This is a genomic window from Actinoplanes lutulentus (assembly GCF_003259845.1).
Classification (GTDB): domain Bacteria; phylum Actinomycetota; class Actinomycetes; order Mycobacteriales; family Micromonosporaceae; genus Actinoplanes; species Actinoplanes lutulentus.
This window is the reverse complement of record NZ_QLMJ01000005.1, coordinates 302565-324398: the sequence shown is the minus strand read 5'-3', so window position 1 is coordinate 324398 and position 21834 is coordinate 302565. Positions and strand designations below refer to the sequence as shown.

The 21834-nt window shown below is 68.0% G+C and carries 23 protein-coding genes; 15 read left to right on the top strand and 8 right to left on the bottom strand.

Going from position 1 to position 21834, the window contains the following annotated elements; all coding sequences use genetic code 11:
• Window positions 1–30: 30 nt before the first annotated feature.
• Together B0I29_RS14270 and B0I29_RS14265 are read left to right on the top strand one after the other, a co-directional pair.
• The gene (locus B0I29_RS14270; protein ID WP_111649420.1) at window positions 31–1191 is read left to right on the top strand and encodes a VWA domain-containing protein; all 1161 of its coding nucleotides are present in this window, start codon (window positions 31–33) and stop codon (window positions 1189–1191) included.
• A 14-nt stretch (window positions 1192–1205) separates the two neighbouring features.
• Window positions 1206–1979 (top strand): class I SAM-dependent methyltransferase, encoded by a 774-nt coding sequence (locus B0I29_RS14265; RefSeq protein WP_111649419.1) that lies wholly within the window; start codon window positions 1206–1208, stop codon window positions 1977–1979.
• A gap of 72 nt (window positions 1980–2051) precedes the next feature.
• On the opposite strand, the gene B0I29_RS14260 is transcribed toward B0I29_RS14265, so the two are convergent.
• Complete coding sequence (locus tag B0I29_RS14260; protein ID WP_221402038.1) at window positions 2052–2276, bottom strand: hypothetical protein; 225 nt, start codon at window positions 2274–2276, stop codon at window positions 2052–2054.
• A 273-nt stretch (window positions 2277–2549) separates the two neighbouring features.
• Between B0I29_RS14260 and B0I29_RS14255 the strand changes: the two genes are divergently transcribed.
• The gene (locus B0I29_RS14255) at window positions 2550–3269 is read left to right on the top strand and encodes a hypothetical protein (protein WP_111649418.1); all 720 of its coding nucleotides are present in this window, start codon (window positions 2550–2552) and stop codon (window positions 3267–3269) included.
• A gap of 51 nt (window positions 3270–3320) precedes the next feature.
• On the opposite strand, the gene B0I29_RS14250 is transcribed toward B0I29_RS14255, so the two are convergent.
• A complete protein-coding gene (locus B0I29_RS14250; RefSeq protein ID WP_111649417.1) occupies window positions 3321–5345 on the bottom strand; it encodes a S8 family peptidase in 2025 nt (674 codons plus the stop codon).
• Between the two features lie 203 nt (window positions 5346–5548).
• Between B0I29_RS14250 and B0I29_RS45205 the strand changes: the two genes are divergently transcribed.
• Both B0I29_RS45205 and B0I29_RS14240 read left to right on the top strand, forming a co-directional pair.
• A complete protein-coding gene (locus B0I29_RS45205) occupies window positions 5549–6283 on the top strand; it encodes a hypothetical protein (protein WP_146616789.1) in 735 nt (244 codons plus the stop codon).
• A gap of 295 nt (window positions 6284–6578) precedes the next feature.
• Entirely contained in the window at window positions 6579–7136 is a 558-nt protein-coding gene (locus B0I29_RS14240) for a hypothetical protein (RefSeq protein WP_146616788.1), read from the top strand.
• Window positions 7137–7203: 67 nt separating this feature from the next.
• Here B0I29_RS14240 and B0I29_RS14235 read toward each other — a convergent pair whose 3' ends face one another.
• Window positions 7204–8358: an IPT/TIG domain-containing protein gene (locus tag B0I29_RS14235; RefSeq protein WP_181557805.1), complete on the bottom strand. Its 1155-nt coding sequence runs from the start codon at window positions 8356–8358 to the stop codon at window positions 7204–7206.
• Window positions 8359–8655: 297 nt separating this feature from the next.
• Here B0I29_RS14235 and B0I29_RS14230 point away from each other — a divergent pair, with 297 nt between their 5' ends.
• The 5 genes from B0I29_RS14230 (at window position 8656) to B0I29_RS14210 (ending at window position 13046) form a co-directional block, all read left to right on the top strand.
• Window positions 8656–9408, top strand: a complete 753-nt coding sequence (locus tag B0I29_RS14230; RefSeq protein WP_111649413.1) for an NUDIX hydrolase — start codon at window positions 8656–8658, stop codon at window positions 9406–9408.
• A gap of 44 nt (window positions 9409–9452) precedes the next feature.
• A complete protein-coding gene (locus tag B0I29_RS14225; RefSeq protein ID WP_111649412.1) occupies window positions 9453–10370 on the top strand; it encodes a molecular chaperone DnaJ in 918 nt (305 codons plus the stop codon).
• A gap of 19 nt (window positions 10371–10389) precedes the next feature.
• Window positions 10390–11349 (top strand): hypothetical protein, encoded by a 960-nt coding sequence (locus tag B0I29_RS14220; protein WP_111649411.1) that lies wholly within the window; start codon window positions 10390–10392, stop codon window positions 11347–11349.
• Entirely contained in the window at window positions 11346–12536 is a 1191-nt protein-coding gene (locus B0I29_RS14215; RefSeq protein WP_111649410.1) for an adenylosuccinate synthetase, read from the top strand. The genes B0I29_RS14220 and B0I29_RS14215 overlap by 4 nt, the downstream gene beginning before the upstream one ends.
• Window positions 12537–12752: 216 nt before the next feature.
• Entirely contained in the window at window positions 12753–13046 is a 294-nt protein-coding gene (locus B0I29_RS14210; RefSeq protein ID WP_111649409.1) for a DUF1540 domain-containing protein, read from the top strand.
• Window positions 13047–13311: 265 nt separating this feature from the next.
• Here the strand turns inward: B0I29_RS14210 and B0I29_RS14205 are convergent, their stop codons facing one another.
• The gene (locus tag B0I29_RS14205) at window positions 13312–14508 is read right to left on the bottom strand and encodes a hypothetical protein (protein ID WP_111649408.1); all 1197 of its coding nucleotides are present in this window, start codon (window positions 14506–14508) and stop codon (window positions 13312–13314) included.
• On the bottom strand, window positions 14505–15017 hold the full coding sequence (locus tag B0I29_RS14200) for a SigE family RNA polymerase sigma factor (protein ID WP_111649407.1): 513 nt from the start codon (window positions 15015–15017) through the stop codon (window positions 14505–14507). Before B0I29_RS14200 ends, B0I29_RS14205 begins: the two co-directional genes overlap by 4 nt.
• A gap of 101 nt (window positions 15018–15118) precedes the next feature.
• On the opposite strand from B0I29_RS14200, the gene B0I29_RS14195 reads away from it, so the two are divergent.
• On the top strand, window positions 15119–15643 hold the full coding sequence (locus B0I29_RS14195; protein WP_111649639.1) for a YfbM family protein: 525 nt from the start codon (window positions 15119–15121) through the stop codon (window positions 15641–15643).
• 17 nt (window positions 15644–15660) lie between these two features.
• Here the strand turns inward: B0I29_RS14195 and B0I29_RS14190 are convergent, their stop codons facing one another.
• Genes B0I29_RS14190 through B0I29_RS14180 form a run of 3 tightly spaced genes read right to left on the bottom strand, consistent with a single transcriptional unit; the run spans window position 15661 to window position 17995 of the window.
• Complete coding sequence (locus tag B0I29_RS14190; protein ID WP_245972518.1) at window positions 15661–16425, bottom strand: 3-keto-5-aminohexanoate cleavage protein; 765 nt, start codon at window positions 16423–16425, stop codon at window positions 15661–15663.
• A 9-nt stretch (window positions 16426–16434) separates the two neighbouring features.
• The gene (locus tag B0I29_RS14185) at window positions 16435–17517 is read right to left on the bottom strand and encodes a DUF5925 domain-containing protein (protein ID WP_111649406.1); all 1083 of its coding nucleotides are present in this window, start codon (window positions 17515–17517) and stop codon (window positions 16435–16437) included.
• A 43-nt stretch (window positions 17518–17560) separates the two neighbouring features.
• Window positions 17561–17995, bottom strand: coding sequence for a nitroreductase family deazaflavin-dependent oxidoreductase (locus B0I29_RS14180; protein ID WP_111649405.1), 435 nt, complete (start codon window positions 17993–17995; stop codon window positions 17561–17563).
• Window positions 17996–18114: 119 nt separating this feature from the next.
• On the opposite strand from B0I29_RS14180, the gene B0I29_RS14175 reads away from it, so the two are divergent.
• Genes B0I29_RS14175 through B0I29_RS14160 form a run of 4 tightly spaced genes read left to right on the top strand, consistent with a single transcriptional unit; the run spans window position 18115 to window position 21390 of the window.
• Complete coding sequence (locus B0I29_RS14175) at window positions 18115–19764, top strand: S8 family serine peptidase (protein WP_111649404.1); 1650 nt, start codon at window positions 18115–18117, stop codon at window positions 19762–19764.
• Between the two features lie 36 nt (window positions 19765–19800).
• A complete protein-coding gene (locus B0I29_RS14170; RefSeq protein ID WP_111649403.1) occupies window positions 19801–20400 on the top strand; it encodes a sulfite oxidase-like oxidoreductase in 600 nt (199 codons plus the stop codon).
• Window positions 20401–20407: 7 nt separating this feature from the next.
• Window positions 20408–21130 (top strand): ferredoxin reductase, encoded by a 723-nt coding sequence (locus B0I29_RS14165; RefSeq protein ID WP_111649402.1) that lies wholly within the window; start codon window positions 20408–20410, stop codon window positions 21128–21130.
• Window positions 21130–21390 carry a DUF6510 family protein gene (locus tag B0I29_RS14160; protein ID WP_111649401.1) on the top strand — a complete coding sequence of 87 codons (261 nt, stop codon included), beginning with the start codon at window positions 21130–21132 and terminating at the stop codon, window positions 21388–21390. The genes B0I29_RS14165 and B0I29_RS14160 overlap by 1 nt, the downstream gene beginning before the upstream one ends.
• The last annotated feature ends 444 nt before the right edge of the window (window positions 21391–21834 follow it).

The following is a 21834-nucleotide window of genomic DNA, read 5'->3' as shown; positions in this document are numbered from 1 at the left end:
CGCGTGGCTTTCTTCTGGGAGGGAAGGATCATGACCGAGGATGCTTCGCGGGAGCGGCAGCGGCGCTGGCGGCTCGCTCTCGGCGGTGAGGCCGACGAGTCGCTGGGTAGGGCCGCCGCCGGTAAGGACGGCGCGATGGACGCGGCGCTGGCCGCGCTCTACGACGGCGGCGACTCCGGCTCCGGCTCGGCGAAACAGCGGTCGGCCGGCCTCGGCAGCTCGGCGCCCAAGGTCGCGCGCTGGCTCGGCGACATCCGGGAGTACTTCCCCAGCACTGTCGTGCAGGTCATGCAGGCCGACGCGATCGAACGCCTCGACCTCACCCGGCTGCTGCTCGAACCCGAGATGCTCGCCGCTGTCGAACCCGACGTGCACCTGGTCGGCACGCTGCTCTCGCTCAACCGGGTCATGCCGGACGCGACGAAACAGGCGGCGCGGCAGGTGGTGCGTACCGTCGTCGAGCAGTTGGAGCGGCGGATCACCCAGCAGACCCGGTCGGCGGTGACCGGTGCGCTGAACCGGGCGTCGCGGATCAACCGGCCCCGGCACGCGGACATCGACTGGGACCGGACGATCCGCGCCAACCTCAAGCACTACCAGGCCGAACACCGGACCGTGATCCCGGAACGGCTGATCGGTTACGGACGGCGGACCACCGCGGTACAGCGGGACGTGGTGCTCTGCGTCGACCAGTCCGGGTCGATGGCCGCGTCCGTGGTGTTCTCCGGGGTGTTCGCGGCGGTGCTGGCGTCGATGCGGTCGCTGCGGACGTCGCTTGTCGTCTTCGACACCTCGGTGGTGGACCTGACACCTGTTTTGAACGATCCGGTGGAGGTGCTGTTCGGGACGCAGCTGGGCGGTGGGACGGACATCAACCGGGCGATGGCGTACTCACAGCAGCTGATCACCCGGCCGCGGGACAGCATCTTCGTGCTGATCAGCGATCTGTACGAGGGTGGTGTGCGCGACGAGATGCTGCGCCGGGCCGCCGAGATGAAAGCGGCGGGGGTGCAGGTCGTGGCGCTGCTGGCGCTCTCCGACGAGGGCGCGCCCACTTACGACCATGAGAACGCGGCGGCTCTCGCGGCTCTGGGTGTTCCGGCGTTCGCGTGCACACCGGACGCCTTCCCCGAGTTGATGGCGGCGGCGATCGAGAGGCGGGATCTGATGGCGTTCGCCGCCCGGATGTAACTACCCTGAGGGGCATGAGTGCTTACCTGAACAACCCCGCCGTGTGGCAGGAGTCGTGGGACCGGCAGCAAGAGGCGTTCATGCCGGACCGCGAGCACCGGCTCGAGGCCATGCTCGACGCCGTCGCCGCTGTCACCGGCGGTGGTGCTCCGCGTCTGCTCGATCTCGCCGGCGGGACCGGGTCGATCAGCTTGCGGACGCTCGCCCGCTTCCCCGGCGCTCAGGTCACCGTGCTCGACCAGGACCCGGTGCTGCTGACGATCGCCGAGTCCTCGCTGCACACGTTCGGTGACCGCGCGACGATCGTCGACGCCGACCTGAGCGACCCGGGCTGGCGGGCCAAGCTGCCGGCCGAGGGATTCGACGCGGTGCTGACCGCGACGGCACTGCACTGGCTGCCCGCGGCGCGGGTGAGCGCCCTCTACGCCGAGATCCGCGAGGTGCTGCGGCCCGGCGGCGTCTTCGCGAACGCCGACCACATGCCCGAGGAGGGCCTGCCAGAACTCTCGGTCAAGCTGCGCGATCACGCGCGGGTTCAGCGCGAGGCACGGTACGCGTCCGGCGCTTCGACGTCGTGGCCGGATTGGTGGGCCCGTGCGGCGGCTGACCCGGTGCTCGCGCCGAAGGCGGTCGAGCGGGAGCGGATCTACCCGAAGCGGGAGCACGACGCGGAGGAGTGGACGCCGCCGGCTTCGTGGCATGTTTCGGCGTTGCTGACGGGCGGGTTCCGCGAGGCCGGCGTGATCTGGCGAGGCGGCACGGACGCGGCGGTGGCCGGCGTCCGCTGAGCGTGTGTTTGCGGCTTAACGCTGCGGTCGCCGTGGCGTTCAGCCGGGGGCCGTGGCGTTAAGCCGGTGGGGTCAGTCGGTCCAGCGCAGGAAGCGGTCGAACAACTCCGACGCCGGGGACTGCGGCATGTCGCGGGCGGCTTCCTCGATGTGGTCCCACATCTTCACGGCCAGTTCGACGCGGCCGTTCTCGCGGGACAGCCGGTCTCGGGCGGGGTCGCAGGGCCAGGGACGACCGCAGGCCTGGCAGTCCCAGGACGGCCGCGCGGGGGTGTGCTCCACCTGGTCGCCGGGCAAGTGCCCCTCCTCCCCGTCATCCGGGCATGAGGGAACGGCTCGAGTCCGCCGCCATCGCACCCATATCCCCACAACCTTGGGGGCGATCCGATGCCCGGTCAACGCCCGTCCCTGAAGAAGGTGACCTCGCAGAACGCGCGGACCAGGGCGGCTGACCTCGATCCGACAGCGCTGGCCCACGCCGGGGACCGGCGAGACCTTGGAGATTTCCGCCCGATATGTCCTCATTCTTTGGGAGCATGGTGATTCGCTCTTGGATGGGAGGACGCCGACATGGCCGACGAGGAGCAGCACGAACCCACGACCAGCGGCGGCCTCTACGCCTCGGCCGTCGCCGACACTCCGGAGCGTCGCAGCCTGCGGCGTAAGCAGGCGGTCGTCGGGGTCGTCGGCGCTGCCGCGGTACTGGCCGGCGCCGGGTTCCTCGCGCTTCAGCTCACCAGCTCCGACCAGCCGACACTCCCCGAGCCCGCGGCCCTGGCGCCGCAGACCGAAGAGACCACGGAGCCTCCGACGCCTGAGCCTTCGGTTACGCGTACCCCGAAAAAGACCACCAAGCCGGCGGCGGAGGCAGTGGAGATCAGCCCGGTCCCGTCACCTTCGGACAGCGTGTCCGCTGCGGAGGCGGCAGCCTCCGCAGCGGCAGAGGCCCAGCTCAACGCGGCGGGCGCGGAGCTCGACCCGGTCTCCGAGCGCACCGAGCTGCTGGAGAACGGCACGATCCGGATCGTCTCGGCGCCCCGGGACCTGAGCGGCGAGCGCGATCTTTCACTCGCCGCCGACCGCGGAAGGCCTGCCGGCCAGGGGGTCAAATGCACCACAAAGGTACGGGTCAGCGGAGGTGCCGCCGCGAGCGCACGGCCGACGATGCTGCTTTGCTGGCGCACGTCGGAGGCGCGGAGCGTCGTCACGATGGCCGTCGTACCGTCCGGTGAGCCGCCCACGAGTTCGAGCGTCGAGATCATCGGCAAGGAGTGGGCGCGGCTCGGGTGAACGACGAATGGGACAGAGCCTCGCGGCCCTGTCCCATTTTCATCGTTTTCGTCAGGCAGTAACCGTGGCGCTGGTCGTGCCCAGGATCGCGGTCGTGTCGGGGACCACGACCCGGTACTTCTGGCCGCTGACCAGGCCATTCACGGTCGCCTTGGCGGTGGTCGCGGTGTAGGTGCCCACGCTCCGCCAGGTGCCCGAGACGTACTGCTGCACGTCGACGAGCTGCCCGGCGTGACCGGTCAGGGTCACCGACATGACGCCCTTGGCGGTACGCGTGGCGGCAGCCTTGACCCGCACCTTGTAGGTCGCCGTGCCCGAGGTGACCGCGTTTGTCGTCTCGGTCGCCGGAACCGTCAGGTAGACCTGGTATCCCCCGGTCGCGACCCGGGTGACGGCGACCGTGCCGGCGGTCGTGGTCTTGGTGTCGGTGCAGGAGAGCGCACCGCTGGAATCGGTCAGGCAGACCGAAACTGACTTGGACACGTACGCCTTGCCAGCCGCCTTCACGGTGAACGTGGTGACCGTCGACGTGCCGTAGGCGACCTCACGGGTGCTGACGTTCATGGTCACCACCGGGGTCACCTTGACCGGGGTGGTGGTCTTGCTCGGCGTCGGGGTGGCAGTCGGTGCCTTGGTCGTCGGCGCGACGGTGGGGGCCTTCGTCGTCGGGGCGATGGTCGGCGCGGTCGTCGGGGCAATGGTCGTCGGGGCGGTGGTGACCGGTGCACTGGTGGTCGGGGCGGTCGTCGGGGCCGTGGTGACCGGCGCGCTGGTGGTGGGAGCGGTCGTCGGAACTGTCGTCGGGGCCGTCGTCGCCGGAGCCGTCGTGGTGGGTGCGGTCGTCGGAGCCGTGGTCGGCGCGGTGGTGGCCGGGGTGACGGCGGCGAGCGCGGCGGCGGCGTCGATCCGGCCGTACCCGAAGTCGGTGTCCTTGCCGGCGGCACCGAGGTCAACGGCGGACTTCTCCAGCGCCGCCTCGATCTGGTCCGGCGTCAGCGCCGAGTTGTACGCCTTCAGCAGCGCGGCGGCCGCGGCGACGTGCGGCGAGGCCATCGAGGTGCCGTTCATGTTCATGTACGCGTTACCCAGCGCGGTCGGGTACGTGCTGAGAATCGCGCTGCCCGGCGCGGCGACGTCCACGTAGCTGCCGGCGTTCGAGTACGAAGCGACCTTGTCGGCGGAGTCGGTCGCGGCCACCCCGATGACACCCTCGTCGGCGGCCGGGTAGTTGGTCGGGCTGCCGGACGTGCGGCTGTTGCCGGCGGCGGCTACGACGGTGACGCCGCGGCTGCGGGCGTACGAAATCGCGTTCGTGACGGCGGCGACCTTGGCGGACGAGCCCAGCGACATGTTGATCACCTGCGCGCCGTGGTCGGCGGCCCAGATGATGCCCTCGGCGGTGTCCGACATGTACCCGCTGCCCTTGGCGTCGAGCACCCTCACGGGCAGGATCTTGACGTCCGGGGCGACCGCGGAGATGCCCACGTTGTTGCCGGTCACGGCCGCGATCGTGCCGGCCACGTGCGTACCGTGGCCGTTGGCGTCGGTGCTCTTGCCCGCCGTGTTGGCGATGGCGTCGTAACCGCTGAGGACGTTGGCGGCCAGGTCCGGGTGGTTCGCGTCGACACCGGTGTCGATGACGGCGACCGTGACACCGGCGCCGGTCGACTTCTGCCAGGCGTTCGCCACGTTCATCGTGGTGAAGTCCCACTGCTGACTGCGGTACGTGTCCGAGCCGGTCGGCACACCGAGCGCTTGTACCGGGGCGTCGATCTCCACGCCGACCGCGTTCTTGGCCTTCTGCGCCTTCTCGACGATCTTCGCGGCGTCAGCCTTGTTGGTCGCCTCTTGAACGGTGACAACCGGCCGGCCGGCGGCGTCAAGGGTGGTGGAGACGACCCGGGCCGGTTCCGCTTCGGTGACGGTCGCCGGAAGGATCTCCGCCGGGCTCTGGGTCAGTCCGTACGTGACCGGCTGCCAGTCGTGACTCCCGAGCGGCAGGGCGACGGCACCCACGGCCGCAAGCGCACCCGCTGCCACAGCACCGGCAGCGTACTTGCGCAGCTGAACCTTCATCGTCGTCGTCCCCTAACGTTGGCGTCGGGTTCGAGGATCGGCGGCCGGGGGTCGGTCATGAGATCGCGTCCGGTTGCGGCTGGGTAGCAGCGTCTACCCAGCCTGGTGATTAGCTGACGATTATCCGGATTCCATGCGATATGTCCTCATCTTTTGGAAGAGTGGGTGTTTCAAAAGCGACAAAAACCCCGGAGGACGGTGACATGACAGAGAACGACTCGACTACTGCTCCCAGCAGCCGCCGCAGGCGCATCCTGATCGGAACCGCAGGCGCGGCTGTGGTGCTGGCCGGTGGCGCGGCTTATGCGTCGGCGCAGATGGGGAGTTCAGATTCGGAAAGCCTGAAGGAACCACCGGCGGCGCCGGTGGTGGCTACCGCCAGTGAGGTGGTGCCACCTGCGGAGGCGGCGCCATCGGAGCTGTCGTCGGCGTCGGCCTCAGCGTCGGCTTCTGCTTCAGCCACCGCTTCCGCGACGGCGAGCCAGTCAGCGAGCGCCACCACCACCGCCTCGAAGAAGGACGAGAAGAGCGACGAAGAGGTCCGCGAGGAAATCCGGGAAGCCCGCAAGAAGATGGCCGAGGACGGCGTCTCAGTGCAGCGCGCTTTGACCGCAGAGTCAAAAGGTGAGGCAACTCGGCGCACCGTAACGGTCGGCAGCAGCACGGTCCAGGTGGAAAGCGCGAAGTTCGACCTGTCGAACCAGGGCCAACGACTGCTGGCTGCGGAAAAAGGCGAGTCAGCCGGTGACGGCGTCGAGTGCACGAACAAGGTTCGTTTTAGCGCAGGAGCACCCGCAAGCGAAAAACCGACACTGCTGCTGTGCTGGCGGACCTCGAAGGATCGAAGCGTTGTGACAATGGCAGTGGCACCAAGGGGGACGCCCCCGGCAGCCGAGAGCGTCGATATCATCAAAAGCGAATGGGCGAAACTCGGCTGATTAACGTATCAGCGAACCGCGGCCGGGCTGAGCGCCCAGCCGCGGTTTTCCTTAGCCACAGCCTATGAAATATGACAACTGCACCCGTGAATCGCGGTGCGACCAATGCCGATATCCGTAGAAGGAACTAGGGATGCCCAATAAGGCTTCGAATAAGACATCAGCGACCCGAGCACGCCGATCCAAGAACACTAGACGGGCAGCGATCGGAACCGCAGGACTAGCCATTCTGGCGATCGGAACTTTCATCGCCACGGATGTGGCTACCCCTGACGAGGGGTCTACGGGGCGGGACTTGGCGGCGTTGACACCCACTCAGGCGCTTACGCCGTCCGCCACCATCACCACTGTTTCTGGCGCCACATCTCCAACCGCCGGCAGCACCGAGACCTCAAGCACGCCGGGACTCAACCTTCCACCGATCTCCTCGGCCTTGCCGCCGAGCCTGGCCTCCCACCTCGCAACAGTACGCAGCGAGGCCGCCAAGCATCACGTCGAGGTCAAGCGGCCCCGCGTGCAGCAATTCGCGACTCCGGCCAGCGACCTCGCCACGCCCGTCAACACAAGGGACAAGAACGGCAGCCTCCGGGTAGTGACCGCGCGAGGGGATCTGACAGGGCAGGAAGAATTGGCGTGGATAGCCGGCGGGGTGACTGCCCATGGGAACGTGGACTGCTCACAGACCTTCCAGTTCATGTCGAACAAGCCAGCGGCGAAACGCGACAACATGCTCGTCTGCTGGCGCACCAGCGCCGAGCGCAGTGTTGTCACGGTCATGGTCGACATGGACGGCAACCCTTCTTTGAAGAAGAGCCTGGCGACCGTCCATGATCACTGGAAGAAAATGGGCTAGCCGGAAATTCAATGTGGCCCGGAGCCGAGCTCCGGGCCACATTAACCTAATGCGAGGTTTTCAACTATCAGTAAGCCGAAACCGTGAAGGTAGAACCCGAGGAGATGTCCGACGGGTTAGGCGTGATGGCACCCGGGGCACCATTTGCGACGACCGTCAGCGTGTAGGTCCCCTCAGGAACCTGCGTTGCGGTGAAAGCCGTGGGCGATGCGGAACCGAGCGACTTGTTGAGGTTCAGCTTGCAGATGATCTCAGTGTCACTGATAACGACCACACCCGTGCAGTCAGTCACGGGCGGAGTGGTCCAGACCGGGGTGGCCTGAGTTCCGGCCGCGGCATATGCCCCCTCGGTCAGGAAGACATGCGACTTGGCAGCAGCGGCTAGCGTGTCGCTGAAGTCGTAGGTCGACGACTGGAATCCGACACCGATGATGTCGATGGTCGGGTTGAGGGCCGGAGTTCCGTTAGGAACTGTCGGGTTCGTGTTCGGCGTGATGGCGATGCCGTTTGAGTAGGTGAACACACCCGACTTGGTCACCGTTCCAGCTGCCGTAGTCACGGTCAGCGCTGCGCTACCGGACTGGCGCGCCGGGGTCACTGCAGTGAACTTGGTGGAGCTGATTGGCGTGATGCCGGTGAGTGCCGCTCCGCCAAGCGTTGCGGTGATACCGGTAGCAGTGGTCGGGAAGCCCGTGCCGATGACCGTGACCGTCGTACCGCCGAGCGCGGGGCCGTTGGCCGGCAGGATCGGGGTGGTGACGTCCAGAGCTGCGGGCGAGGCCACCGTGTATGTTCCGTTACCGATCAATACGTCACTAGATCCAGTGCCGCTGTAAACACAGATGTTGTACTTGGTGCTCGTGGCGGTGTTCGGAGCCTGGTCGAGCGACGGCAGCAGGAACGCGGCCTTGAAGTTGTTGATCTTCGAGGCCGTAACACTGGTGACGATGTTGCCGACAGTCGCCGAAGACGGGGTCACCGCAGAACTCGCGGTGGTGTTGTACGTCGTCTGGCAAGCAGGCATAGACAGCGTCACATTTGGTGAGCTGACGCCGGTGAGCCATGCAGTCGAATGCGACGCAGTGATCGTCACCGTGGCCGAGCCGGTGGGGCCGTTCGCCGAGCTGAGAGTCAACGGCACGGTTGCCGCAGCGGCCGGGAGAGCCGCAGAAGCGACAGTGGCAGCGGTGACCGTCGCTGCTGCGATTCCGGCGCGAATCACGCGACTCCGGGCTTGGGACTGAGACTTTGACATGCGGGGTCCTCCTACGGCACTAAGGGCCGCATTGATCGGGTCTGTGAGGCCCGGTCGCGAGAACCGTCGCCGGGCCGTCTCGCCGGAAGCGTAACGATTCGCACCGGTTCGTCATGGCAGAGTCAGAAAGATCCTCATATGTCAGACCATTACCGAGGTTTGACTTGAGCAACCGGACGACCCGGTTGACACCGCCCCACGCTCGCGCTACGTTGTTCTCACATCGAGTACTACTCAACTTGAGACGAACTAAGGGAGGCCGCCATGCAGGACCAAGACAGCTACCTAGCGGGCTACAACCCCAGCAAATACCCCTCGCTCGCGGTCACCGTCGACGTCGTCGCTCTCACCATTCGCGACGCCAAGCTCTGCGTCCTCCTCGTCGAGCGCGGCGCCCAGCCCTTCGCCGGCCAACGCGCCCTCCCCGGCGGCTTCGTCAAGGAGGAGACCCTGGATGACGCCGCGAAACGCGAGCTCGCCGAGGAGACCGGCGTAAAACCCGGCCACGGTGACCTCGAGCGCGTGCACCTGGAGCAGCTCAAGACCTACGGCAACCCCGACCGGGACCCCCGGATGCGGATCGTCTCGGTCGCCTACCTGGCGTTCGCGCCGAGCCTGCCCGACCCCACGGCCGGCAGCGACGCGGCGCTGGCCTACTGGGTGCCGGTCGACGAGGCCAAGGACCTGGCGTTCGACCATGACGACGTCCTCGCCGACGGGCTCGAGCGGGCCCGGGCCAAGCTTGAATACACCCCGCTCGCGACCGCCTTCGTCAACGAGGAGTTCACGATCGGTGAGCTGCGGCAGGTGTACGCCAGTGTCTGGGGCGAGGACCTGCACGCCGGGAACTTTCATCGCAAGGTTCTCAGCGTCCCCGGCTTCGTGGAGAGCACCGGGACCACCACCTCGCGAGGGGGCGAGCGTGGCGGTCCGAAAGCGAAGCTCTACCGGGCCGGTGACGCGAAGCTGCTGCATCCGGCGTTGCTGCGGCCGACTCGTGAGGACCGGGTCCGATGAGCACGCTGGTGGGCGCCGAGCGGCGACGGCGGCATGAGGAAAGAATGACGAGCTTCGATAGCGCGGTCTCCACGATCGCCGCAGCGAGGACAGCAGAGGACCTCAAGAAGCACTCGTACCGTCAATGGGCGAAGATCGTGCACCCGGATGCCGCCGGCGCGGAACGGCGCGCAAGCGCGACGGAGGCCTTCGCCAAGCTCTCCGCCCTCTACAACACGAGCGTCCCCACAAAAACAAAGACGCTCAGGACGAAAACCGCGACATATCGGGTAGGACCGGTCTTCGCGAGCGGCGACATCGCCGAGATCTACGCCGACGGCCGGGCTCTGCTGAAGATCCCCCGCGACCCCGCGGACAACGACCTGATGGAAGCGGAAGCCACAGCACTCCAAGATCTACAAGATCGTGGAGATCCACGATTCCGCGCCTACGCACCCCAGCTGATCGAGAGCTTCATCCACGAGGACCAGGCAAAACGCCGGCGAAGGATCAACGTCCTCGAACGGCAGCGCGGCATGCTGCGCCTCGATCAAGCCGGCCAGATCAGCATCGAGGACGGCATCTGGATCTGGCGGCGGCTGCTGATCGGACTCGGCTGGGCGCACCGCGCCGGGATCACCCACGGCGCCGTACTGGAGAGCCACATCCTGATCCACCCGGAGCGCCGCGGCCTGGTGCTTCTCGACTGGTGCTATGCCGGGAATCGACCGCGAGCGATAGTGAGTGCAAGCAAGGCGGTCTATCCGCCTGAGGTGCTTCACGAAAGGACCGCGAGCCCGGCCACTGACATCTACATGGCGACCGGCTTGATGACCCGGGTCATCGGCCCGTCCCGATTGCCCGAACCGCTGCGGCGGTTCGCCGCGGGCTGCTGCTACAGCGCCCCGCGGATGCGGCCCCAGGACGCCTGGGCGCTGCTGGGCGAACTCGACGAGCTGATCCCCGCGAAATTCCGGAACTGAAGGACTGAAGGAGTAAGCGATGGGAAGCGGACACTGGTCCACCGACGTCTACACCGCCGCGGCGACGTACCGCGCCGCGACCGGCCGGAGCGCCTTCGACTACAGCGACAGCGGCGCCCGCCGCACCCACCCGGATCTGGACCCCAGCGGCGTCTTCATGCGCGAGGCCCGGGACTCCGAAGAGCACCCCTTCAGTACGCCCATCACGGTCCTCTTCGACGTGACCGGCTCGATGGGCAACGTGCCGCGGGTGCTGCAGACGAAGCTCCCGCAGCTGCTCGGGCTGCTGACGAGGAAGAACTACGCGATCGACCCGCAGATCATGTTCGGCGCGATCGGCGACGCGACCTGTGACCGGGCGCCGCTGCAGATGGGGCAGTTCGAGTCCGACAACCGGATGGACGAGGACCTCGCCAAGATCTGCCTGGAGGGTGGCGGCGGCGGCCAGAAGCACGAGTCCTACGAACTGGCCCTGTACTTCATGGCCCGGCACACGATCATCGACTCGATGGTCAATCGCGGTCGTCGCGGCTATCTGTTCCTGATCGGCGACGAAATGCCGTACCCAAGGGTCAAGCCCCGCGAGGTGAACGCGGTCATCGGCGACACGATCAAGCAGCCGATCGCGATCGAGGACATCATCGCCGAGCTGCAGCGCAAATGGGACGTCTACTACATCCTGCCGACGGCGGCCGGCTGGGGCGGCGACAAGGAGGTGCTGGCCCGCTGGCGTGAGCTGCTCGGTCAGAACGTCCTGGAGCTCGACGACCTGGACGCGGTCTGCGAGACGATCGCGCTGACGGTCGGCCTCGGCGAGGACGCGATCGACCTGGACGAGGGCATCGCCGACCTGGAGGACGTCGGTTCGCCGGCCGGCAGCTCGGTGGGCCGGGCGCTCGCGCCGCTGCAGCGCAACGCGGTGGTTCGGGGCGAGTCGTTCGAGATCTCCGCTGGTCAGGGCGGGAATCAGCGGCTGTGAGAGAGCACGTCGCGGTCGTAGATCTTGGATATGGGGACGCCGGCAAGGGCACGATTGTCGATGCGATCTGCTCGTCGTCCCCCACAAGAGCCGTAATCCGCTTCAACGGCGGTGCCCAGGCCGCCCACAACGTGATCACCGAGGATGGCCGGCACCACACGTTCGCCCAGTTCGGGTCGGGCACGCTGCGTGGCGTCCCGACCCACCTCACCCGCTTCATGATCGTCGACCCGCTGGCGCTGGCATCCGAGGCGGCCGCGCTCGGCAACCCGTTTCACCTGCTCACGGTGGATGGGGACGCACTGCTCGCCACTCCGTGGCATCGCGCCGCGAATCAGCTCCGCGAGACCCAGCGCGGTGCCTCACGTCACGGTTCGTGCGGGATGGGCATCGGCGAGACCATGGCGTACGCACTGGAGCACCCCGACGCGCCAAGAGTCGCCGACGTCCTCTCCCCCACACGGCTGCGGCGGCGGCTGGAAGCCGTCGCCGAGGCGCTCCCCTGCGACGGCCTGAAGCTCGATGACGTGATCGATGCCTTCACCGCCTTCGGCGAGGCCGTCCGAATCGTCGGCAGCGACCACACCGACCGCCTGCTCAGCGAAGGCCCGTGCGTCTTCGAGGGCGCCCAGGGAGTCCTGCTCGACGAGTGGCGGGGCTGGCACCCGTACACGACCTGGTCGACCACGACGTTCGACAACGTGACCGAGCTCTGCGGCTCGTTCCGACGGCTGGGTGTGGTCCGCACCTACACCACCCGGCACGGCGCCGGACCGTTCGTCACCGAGGCGCCGCTCGGACTCGACGAGCCGCACAACGGCCAGGGCGCCTGGCAGGGCGCTTTCCGGACCGGCCACTTCGACGCGGTGGCCCACCGGTACGCAGCCGAGGTGGCCGGCGGCGTCGACGCCCTGGCCGTGACCCACCTGGACGTCCAGGGGCTGAAGATGTGCACCTCGTACCGCACCGGCGAGGTGATCTGGGACCGCATCGAGCCCGGCCCGCACCGCGATCTGGCTTACCAGGAACGGCTCACCGAGCGCCTTAACCAAACCGTCCCGGCCACTTTGCGCCATCCGGGGAACTGGACGGAAGAAATCGCTGAAATACTTGATGCGCCGGTGGAGATCGAATCGTACGGGCCGCGTTCCAGCGATAAAAGAATTGCTGTCGGAAATCGCATCTGACGAGTTACCCTGGGGTTCTCGGCAGCAAACAACCCCTGGTCAGAGCAGAGGGAAGCCTTACCTAATCGAATAAGGCATGCCTTACCTAAGACCTTTAGGGTTGCCTTACCTTATGTAACGAATCTTTTACGGCAACATCATTTGATAACTGGAATAGACGCCGCCAATGGGGTTATGGTCGAGCCGAGGCCAATAACAATCAGGGGAGTCGAAACCATGACGCAGATGATGAACATGCCGCGGGTCCAGACCTGTACGGTCGCCGCATGCGGTTACAACCACGACGGCTGTACCGCCTTTGCGATCACCATCGGCAGCCTGCAGACCGCCGAGTGTGACACCTTCATCGGCTCGGGCGAGAAAGGCGGCATGGGTGTCGCCACCGCCCAGGTCGGCGCCTGCAAGCGGGCCGACTGCACGTACAACGAGAACCTTGAGTGCCGCGCCCCGGCGATCACTGTCGGCGCCTCCGCCGACAAGGCCGACTGCCTGACCTACTCGCGCACCTGAGTTCGACAGCCTCGCAACAGGCCCTCCACCCTCTGAGGTGGCGGGCCTGTTTCGTACGCCGTACGCCGTACCCCTGAATGCGTCACGCAGCGTATTGCCCATCCCCCATGCCCGGCCAATGCTGAGCTGGTCGGCTCGACTACAGGATCGACCGCCGCATCGGATTCCTCGACGGCGTACCCGGCATCTGGGCCGACCACTGCCACAACCTCGGCCACGTCCCACCGGGACCGGCGCTGCCCCGTGGCGGCGCCGGTCCCGTCGGTCAGCACTGCCAGGTGCGGGGGGACTGTGGTTCGGCCGGGATGGTGCCGCCGGCTTCGAAGAGGTCCTTGTCCTCGGCGTCCGAGCGTCGTTCGATCACCTGGCCGACCACCAGCCCGGTGTCCGAGACGTCGGTGGCCAGCGCCTCCTGCTTCTTGTCGGTGACCGGGAGATCCGCGGCCTTTCCGTCCCTCAGCAGCCGGCCTTCGCCGTCGACCACCCAGCCCTCGGCGTTGACCGCGAACCCGACGTTCTGGTCGCCCTTGACCTGGGTCAGCTTCCCGGTGCGCAGGTTCCAGAGGGCCACCGATCCGGGCTCCCAGATGCCGCCGGTGACCCAGTCGCCGCTGATCGCGTACGCGACGGCCTTGTGGCCCTTCGGCACGGCCAGTTTCTGCCCCGTGCCGTCCTGGTTCCAGACCCACGGCTCGGTGCCCGACCCGTCGACGTAGATCCCACCGGCTACCCGGCCGTCGTCGAGGATCTCCTGGACGTGCCCGCCCTTCGGCAGCGGCAGCGTGATCGGGGTCGTCGTGCCGCCCGGCCAGAGCAGCGCGATCGCACCCTTGCCCTCGATGTTGCCTTGCGGCTCAGCGTTGATCACCACATCGCCGGCCGCGTTGATCGCCGGTTCCGGGTACGGGTGCCAGTCGCCCTTCGGCAGGTCCAGTTCGGTGTACTGGCCGTTCTCGAAACGGAAGACGCTGTCCCGGTTGTTCCGCGTGGCCAGGCCGACCACCACGCCCGCGGAGTTGACGGCGGTCGCCTGCACCGAGTCCGCGTTCACCGGCAGCGCCTGCGGCCGGCCGTCGGTCCAGAGCACCGGACGGAAGTCCTGCCCCTCCGTGCCGTTGCCGACGATGTAGCGGCCGGTCGGGTCGACAGCGGACGCGGACACCCCTTCCACCCCGTCCGGGACCGGAAGCTCGGCGACCCGGCACGCCACCGGCACCGGGCTGGTGGCGACCCGATCAGCCGGCATCACCGGGGCCGGATCCTTCGCCGCGGTCGGCCGCAGCAGTATCGACGGGACCGCCACCAGCACACCGACGGCCAGTGCCGCGCCGACGGTGGCCCGTGCCGCGGTGCGGCGGAACACCTTCTTCCGGGCGATCGGCAGGATCGTCTCGACCTGGACCCGGCCCGGCGGTACGGCAATCAACTCCAGGCCGTCCCGCAGCCTCTGCTCGTCACTCATGCCTCGTACCTCGTTCCTTCCAGAGCCGACTCACCGAGGACCGTGCGCAGGGCTGCCAGACCGCGGGAGCACTGGCTCTTCACATTGCCGGTGGAGCAGCCGAGCGCCTCCGCGGTCGCCTCGACCGACAGATCGCTGAAGAAGCGCAGCACGATCACCGCACGCTGTCCTTTCGGCAGGGTGCGGAGTGCGGCCATCAGCGAGTCGTGCGCCTCGACGTCCCGGTCGGCCACGGCCGGCGTCTCCGGGATCCGATCGCCGAGAAGCACCCGCGTCCACGGCCGGCGTTTCTCGTCCAGGAATCGGCGTACCAGGATGCGGTGCACGTACCCATCGAGGTTGTCCGCACGGACGGCCTTGCGCCATCCCAGATAGAGCGAGGTGAGCGTGGTCTGGACGATGTCGTCCGCTTGGAATGAGTCGGCACAGAGCAGGTAGGCGGCACGATGCAGGCGCGGCAGGCGCCCGCTCACGTACTCGACGTACTCACGTTCCTCGTCGGAGCGCATCCCTCTCCCCCGTCGGTATTGTTCCCTGTCGCTCTACTGTCGCGGCAGGCCCGGCGGAAGGTTGCACCACAGAGCGGCGTTTAGGCTGCTGCCTCGTGAGCATGAACGGCAACTGGCTGCGCGTGTCCCCGGACGAACTGGAACACGCCAGGACCGACCTCGAGTGGGCCCACGAACTCGCCACCACGGAGAAGGACGGCGAATCCCCTCGCTGGACCGGCACGGGCAAGGCGTGGAACGGTCTCGATTTCCTCCTCGACCGGCTCGGCTTCGAAGATTCGCTGGTCCTCGGCGCGGAGAACTTCGTCGAATTTCCGGACGCCGAGCCGGACAGCGAGGAGATGTTCGACTTCCTGGAAAATCTCGAACACGACTGGGGCTACGGGCCACCTGCCTATCTGACGCCGACCCAAGTGGCGGTCGCGGCTTCGCGACTCGCTCCGCTTACCGAAGACGACTTGATTCGTGACGTCGACCAGGCCGAGCTGAATCGGGCCGAGATCTACCCCGGCACCTGGGAGAGGCCGGGTGAGCTGTTGTGGGTCGCCCACTTCCTGCCGGGGGTCAAGAGCTTCTTCGCGGCAGCCGCCAAGGATGGCGACGCGGTGATCTGCTGGCTCGACTGAGCACCAGCTCTCCGCACTCATCGGTGCGGCGGCGGCGCGGTCCAGACGGTCAGGGACTGGCGGATCAGGTCGGCGTTGCCGGTGGCCGGGTCGCCGGCCGGGCCGGCGAGGGTGTCCTCCAGGCCGATGCGTGTGGGTAACCCCAAGCGGCCCGCGTGAGCGACCAGCGGCCAGCACGTCGCGTCCTCGCCGTGCAACAACCGTGGTGCGGTGACCCCGAGATCATCGAGGCTGGTGAGGATCGCGTCGGCCGCGGCGACGGCTGTCTCGGCCGTACCGTCGATGATTTCCACCAGGACGCGCAGCCAGGATCCCTGGGTGGCGGCCAGCGTCCGGGCGTCGGCGGGCGACCACACCCCCGCTTCGACGGCGATGCCCGCCCGCTGCAGCGCCTCGGCCAGGTCGGCGAAACCGGGCTCGCTGACATTGACCGACGCGAAGTCCGGCCGGGCGGCCGGTGGCAGGCCGGCCCAGCGGGCCACCGTCGCGAGCCGCCGCCCGATGTCGCCGTCGCTGATCCACAAGCCGGTCGTCACCCCCACCGGCACTGTCGGACAAGCCCGGCGCACCGCGGTGACGGCGGCGGCCACATCGCCGGGATCCAGCGACTGCGCGCCGCCGCCCGGCTCGCGCGGGTGCACGTGCAATGCCTCAGCGCCGGCTGCCACCGCGGCGGCAGCGTCGGCGGCCAGTTCGCCGGGCGTGACCGGTACGGCGGGATGCTCGTCCCGGGACCGCCCGCCGTTGAGGCACGCCTTGATCCGTTTGATCGTCGAGTCCACGAGATGCCTCTAGAGGTACATGCCGAACGGGGTTGCCTGCTGGGGGACGGTGACCGGCTTGGCGCCGGTCTTCAGGGCGTAGAGCTCCGCGAGCGTCGCGCCGTCCGGGGAGACGCCGGTGGGTGAGCCCAGCCAGGAGACCGCCTCCTGGTACGGCAACCGGCCCACCTCGATGCTCGCCAGACACCGGCCCGGCCGGATCACGGCGGGGTGCATCGTCGCGAGGTCCTCGTTCGTGGTGATGCCGATCAGCGCGTTGCGGCCCTGGCCGAGCATGCCGTCGGTGAGGTTGAGCAGCCGGGACAGCGCCTGGCCGGCGCTCGCCTTGGCCTCGCCGCGGATCAGTTCGTCGCAGTCCTCCAGCATGAGCAGCCGCCATTTCGGCTCCTCGTCGTCGCCGCTGCCCAGGGCCACGCTCATCAGGTACGCCGGATCGGCGAAAAGCCGCTCCGGGTCGAGAACGCAGTCGACCTGGCACCAGGACCGCCACTGCTGGGCGAGTGCTCGCAGCGCGGTGGTCTTGCCGGTGCCGGGCTCGCCGTGCAGCAGCAGGATCCGGCCGGTGATCGACGTGTTGTCGAGCTTCATCAGCCGTTCCAGGGTCTCCGCGACCGGAGCGGCGTAGTTGCGGCGGATGTCTTCCCACGGCTCCGCGTCGATCTGCCGCTCAGCGCGGCGCGGGCCGTGCTGGCCGAAGTGCCAGAACCCGATCGGCACCGTCCCGGCCTCGGCCGGCGGCTCCTCGACCGCGTCGGCCACCGCTTCGCCGAGCAGTTTCTCGGCCAGTTCGGCGCTGGTCGCGGTGATCGTCACCCGGGCGCGGCGGCTCTGCTTCCAGCGCATCACGTGCAGCGTCCAGCCGTCGCCCACGATGATCCGGTTGTGGCCGTCCTCCTCGACGGCGTCACGCAGGACGGTCCCGTCCGGCACGCTCAGCAGCGCGTCGGGACGGACGTTCTCCAGGTGGGTGGTCCGGCCGTACGGCTCGCGGCCGGTGACGAACGGGTCAAGGGCGATCAGGTCGACGATGTCCACCAGCCGGTCGCCGTCATCCACGGTGCCGGCGACCGGAAGCTGGTGGGGGGTGTCCATCACTTCATGATCCGCGTTGCGGCCTGCTGAGGCATCCGCTTTTTCAGCGGGGCGTCAGGACGAAGACCGGGATGAGGCGGTCGGTTTTCTTCTGATAGTCGGCGTACGGCGGGTACGCGGCGACCGACCGCTCCCACCAGATCTCGCGCTCGGCGCCCTCCACCTCGCGGGCCGAGTAGTCCTGCTTGGCCTCGCCGTCCTGGAGCTCGACGTGCGGGTTCTTGCGGACGTTGTAGACCCACACCGGGTTCTTCGGGGCGCCGCCCAGCGAGCCGACGACCGCGTACTCCCCGTCGTGCTCGACGCGCATCAGCGCGGTCTTGCGCAGCGCTCCGGTTTTCGCCCCGATGCTGCTCAGGACGATGATCGGCATTCCCTGGATGTCGTTCGCCTGTGCGCCATCCGTCGCTTCGTACTTCTCGGCCTGCTTGCGTGCCCAGTCCGACGTGCTCGGCAGGTACTCACCACTCAACGGCATGAGGCGACTTTAGCCGCACCCGGACCGCACCCCGGGCCTGCCCGTAAAGCTCTCCACGCCACGGACCGTAGTCGGGACCGGCTCCAAAGGTCGGACCGACGAGCGGAAGGCGGCTTTACGTGCGGTTGTTCACCGGCACCTTGGCGATCTCCCTGGCGGCCGGGCTGGGCGCGATCGCGCTCCCCGGCGTGTCGTACGCGGGTGTGCCCGCCACGGTCACCGAGGCCCAGCCCGCACGGGTGGTCGGCACGACCGTCGACGCGCTCGGCCGGCCCGTGGTCACCGTGCACGAGGCGACCGACCGGGCCGAGACCGCCGAACTGCTGGCGACGGTGCCGAACGCGCAGCTCGACGTCCCGGTGAGGGTGGCCGCCGCGCCGACCGGTTCCGACCCGTACCGCAAGCAGCAGTGGGGGCTCACCAAGATCAAGGCGCCGACGGCCTGGGCGACGTCGACCGGCGCCGGGGTGACCGTCGCCGTTATCGACACCGGTGTCGACGCCGCGCACCCGGACCTCGCCGGCAAGGTGCTGGCCGGGTACGACGTCCTGAACGGCAAGGCCGGCGGCACCACCGACGCGAACGGGCACGGCACCCACGTGGCCGGCATCATCGGCGCGGTCACCGGCAACGGCGTCGGCGTCTCCGGCGTCGCCCCGGACGCCAAGATCCTCCCGGTACGCGTCTTCGGCGCCAACGGGGCCGGATACATGTCCGACGTCGTCGAAGGCATCGTCTGGGCCACCGACCACGGTGCCAACGTGATCAACATGTCGCTCGGCTCCACCACGAAACTCAGCGCGCTCTCCGACGCTGTCGCGTACGCCCGGGGCAAGGGCGTCACCGTGGTCGCCGCCGCCGGCAACGAGCGGGAGGACGGCAGCCCGATCAGTTATCCGGCCGCCGACACCGGGGTGATCGCGGTCGCCGCTACCGACTCCGCCGACCGGTACGGGTCGTACTCGAACGCCGGCAGCTACGTCGACGTGGCCGCGCCGGGCAGCAACATCGTCAGTACGTACCCGACCGCTCTGACCGGCGGCGAATATGCCGCGATGAGCGGCACCTCGATGGCCGCACCGCAGGTCGCGGCGGTGGCGGCACTGCTGGAGGCGTACCAGCCGGCGCTCAACCCGAGCCAGATCGAGAAGATCCTGGAGGCGTCCGCGGTCGACCTCGGTGCTGCCGGGTTCGACTACAACTATGGCAACGGGCGGGTCGACGCGGTGGCCGCGCTCACCGCCGCCGGACAGTACGTCACGTCGACCGTCAGCACCCGGACCGTCGGGTACGGGACGCGGACCACCACCACGTTCACTGCCATGACCGGCGGCAAGCCGCTCGCGAACGCGACAGTGTCGGCGTGCCTCTCGGTGGCCGGCGCCGCCTTCACGTGCACGCCTGTCACGACGAGTTCAGCCGGGACGTACACGTTCACCAGGGTCGCGAACGCTCACTACCGCGCTCGTTTGTTCGTACCCTCGTCTGTTGATTTTGCTGCGGCCGCAGCGACCGCGAGTTACACGGTGAAGGCCAAGGTCACGGCGGTTCGGAGCAAGAAGAGTGTGATCACGGTGAAGGTGGCCGGAGCGTCCGGCCAGACCATGACGGTGCAGCGGTATCAGAACAAGAAGTGGAAGACGGTGAGGACGTTCCGCACGACCGCGACCCGCACGATCACCGGCCTGGTGAGCGGCGCGAGCTATCGCGTGGTGATCGCCGGCACCAAGACTGTGGCGGGCGTAACCAGCGGCACGGTCAAAGCCTGACCCCGTAGGTAATGCGAGTGCTGTTTACTTCCTGTCATGGGCATCATCTCTCGCGGCTTCGGCGGGCGGCGGCGTGAGTCGCTGCCCGGCCTGCCTCCCGGCCAGTACCTGACTCACGACTTCCCGGTGCTCTCCGCCGGGCCGACCCCGCGCATCCCGCTGGACAAGTGGAAGTTCACGATCACCACGGAGACCGGCGAGAAGCACTCCTGGGACTGGAAAGAGTTCACCGCTCTGCCGTCCGAGGAATTCACCGTCGACATCCACTGCGTCACCAAGTGGTCGAAGCTCGGCACCACCTGGAAGGGCGTCTCGCTCGACACCCTCTTCGAGGACGTCGAATCGGCGGCGGACTACACGATGGCGCACAGCTACGGCGGTTACACCACGAACGTGCCGCTCGACGACCTCCTTGAGGGCAAAGCCTGGCTTGTGTACGAGTTCGACGGCGAGCCGCTCCACCCGGAACACGGTGGACCGGTCCGGCTGATCGTGCCGCACCTGTACTTCTGGAAGTCCGCGAAGTGGGTCAACGGCCTCGAGATGCTCAACGACGACGAGCCCGGTTTCTGGGAGGCCGGCGGTTACCACATGTACGGCGACCCGTGGCGCGAGCAGCGCTACCAGGGCGACTGATCGTTCCATGATCAAGCGCATCACCTGGCGGGCCGCGACGGTCACCGCGGTCCGCTGGGAGACGAAGACGGCGCGCACCCTGGTACTCGACGTGCCAGGCTGGAGCGGTCACCTGCCCGGGCAGCACGTCGACATCCGGCTGACGGCCGATGACGGATATGTCGCCCAGCGCAGCTATTCGATCGCGTCGGCCTGGTCGCCGTCCTCCCCGTCGGTGGAACTCACGATCCAGCGGCTCGACGACGGCGAGGTGTCGCCGTACCTGACCGACGTGGTCGAGGTCGGCGACAAGATCGAGGTGCGCGGCGCGATCGGCAACTGGTTCGTCTGGCGCGACACCCAGACCGCGCCCGTGCTGCTGATCGCCGGCGGCTCCGGCGTGGTCCCGCTGATGGCGATGATCCGCGCCCGCGGCCGTCAGCCTTTCCGGCTGATCTACTCGGTGCGCACGCCAGAGGATGCCGCTTACGCTGAGGAATTGCGCCATCGGGTACGCGAGAACCCCGGCCTGGACGTGCACTTCGTCTATACGCGCAAGGCACCGGAGGGCGCCGGCGCCCCGAAACGAATCGACGTAGCCACGATCAACTCTCATGGCTGGCCGCCCGATTTCGAGCCGGACTGTTACGTCTGCGGCCCGACAGGTTTCGTCGAGACGGCGGCCGACATCCTGGTGGCGCTGGGCCATGCCCCGACCCGGGTGCGGACCGAACGCTTCGGCGGCGCGTGATGGAGCTGGACGGCAACGCTCTCGGCGGCGACCTGAGCACGGTCTTCGCGACTGATGTGACCGACGCGGTCTTCGTGTGCGCGGGGTGCAAGCACTCCGGGGTGGTGGCGACGCTGCGCGTGTGGGAACCGGCGCCGGGGCTGGTGGGCCGCTGCCCGAACTGCACGGATGTGATCGTGCGGCTGGTCCGCACACCGACCCGGGTGTTCCTGACCCTGACCGGCGCCAGCCGGCTGGAGATCCCCGTAGAGCAGCCCTAGCCCACCCCAAACACCAAGCCACCACCCACCGCCGAGCTACCCGCCGTCGCCGGCCCGCCGTCGCCTCAGCGATCTTGAGTGAATTTCCACATCAGAGGGTGCGAAATCGCTCAAGATCCGGCGGCAGACCACGGGCCGCACAGCGCGCACCCACCACACCAACCGGCCCACCTCGCGGGGCGGGCACTGCTCAGCGCGGGCACTGCTCAGCGCGAACGCCACTCAGGGCGGATGCCGCTCGGAGATCTTGTGAGCTTCTGCCGCGGTATCAGCCGCAAACTCACAAGGTCGGACTCTCGCCTCCCGTGAGTGGCGGAGAAGTCGTCAGCGTGTCGAGTTCGGGTGCGATTCGAACCTCAACTCGACACACACGGGGCGAGGCCAGCCCGTGTGTCGAATTGAGGCGCCCACCGCACCCGAACTCGACACGCGCCTACGTGGGGC

What these genes read in the sequence shown, in the direction of transcription:
- B0I29_RS14270 (WP_111649420.1), top strand. Translation starts at nt 31, where the DNA reads ATGACCGAGGATGCTTCGCGGGAGCGGCAGCGGCGCTGGCGGCTCGCT.
- B0I29_RS14265 (WP_111649419.1), top strand. Translation starts at nt 1,206, where the DNA reads ATGAGTGCTTACCTGAACAACCCCGCCGTGTGGCAGGAGTCGTGGGAC.
- B0I29_RS14255 (WP_111649418.1), top strand. Translation starts at nt 2,550, where the DNA reads ATGGCCGACGAGGAGCAGCACGAACCCACGACCAGCGGCGGCCTCTAC.
- B0I29_RS14250 (WP_111649417.1), bottom strand. Translation starts at nt 5,345, where the DNA reads ATGAAGGTTCAGCTGCGCAAGTACGCTGCCGGTGCTGTGGCAGCGGGT.
- B0I29_RS45205 (WP_146616789.1), top strand. Translation starts at nt 5,549, where the DNA reads ATGACAGAGAACGACTCGACTACTGCTCCCAGCAGCCGCCGCAGGCGC.
- B0I29_RS14230 (WP_111649413.1), top strand. Translation starts at nt 8,656, where the DNA reads ATGCAGGACCAAGACAGCTACCTAGCGGGCTACAACCCCAGCAAATAC.
- B0I29_RS14225 (WP_111649412.1), top strand. Translation starts at nt 9,453, where the DNA reads ATGACGAGCTTCGATAGCGCGGTCTCCACGATCGCCGCAGCGAGGACA.
- B0I29_RS14220 (WP_111649411.1), top strand. Translation starts at nt 10,390, where the DNA reads ATGGGAAGCGGACACTGGTCCACCGACGTCTACACCGCCGCGGCGACG.
- B0I29_RS14210 (WP_111649409.1), top strand. Translation starts at nt 12,753, where the DNA reads ATGACGCAGATGATGAACATGCCGCGGGTCCAGACCTGTACGGTCGCC.
- B0I29_RS14205 (WP_111649408.1), bottom strand. Translation starts at nt 14,508, where the DNA reads ATGAGTGACGAGCAGAGGCTGCGGGACGGCCTGGAGTTGATTGCCGTA.
- B0I29_RS14200 (WP_111649407.1), bottom strand. Translation starts at nt 15,017, where the DNA reads ATGCGCTCCGACGAGGAACGTGAGTACGTCGAGTACGTGAGCGGGCGC.
- B0I29_RS14195 (WP_111649639.1), top strand. Translation starts at nt 15,119, where the DNA reads ATGAACGGCAACTGGCTGCGCGTGTCCCCGGACGAACTGGAACACGCC.
- B0I29_RS14185 (WP_111649406.1), bottom strand. Translation starts at nt 17,517, where the DNA reads ATGGACACCCCCCACCAGCTTCCGGTCGCCGGCACCGTGGATGACGGC.
- B0I29_RS14180 (WP_111649405.1), bottom strand. Translation starts at nt 17,995, where the DNA reads ATGCCGTTGAGTGGTGAGTACCTGCCGAGCACGTCGGACTGGGCACGC.
- B0I29_RS14170 (WP_111649403.1), top strand. Translation starts at nt 19,801, where the DNA reads ATGGGCATCATCTCTCGCGGCTTCGGCGGGCGGCGGCGTGAGTCGCTG.
- B0I29_RS14165 (WP_111649402.1), top strand. Translation starts at nt 20,408, where the DNA reads ATGATCAAGCGCATCACCTGGCGGGCCGCGACGGTCACCGCGGTCCGC.
- B0I29_RS14160 (WP_111649401.1), top strand. Translation starts at nt 21,130, where the DNA reads ATGGAGCTGGACGGCAACGCTCTCGGCGGCGACCTGAGCACGGTCTTC.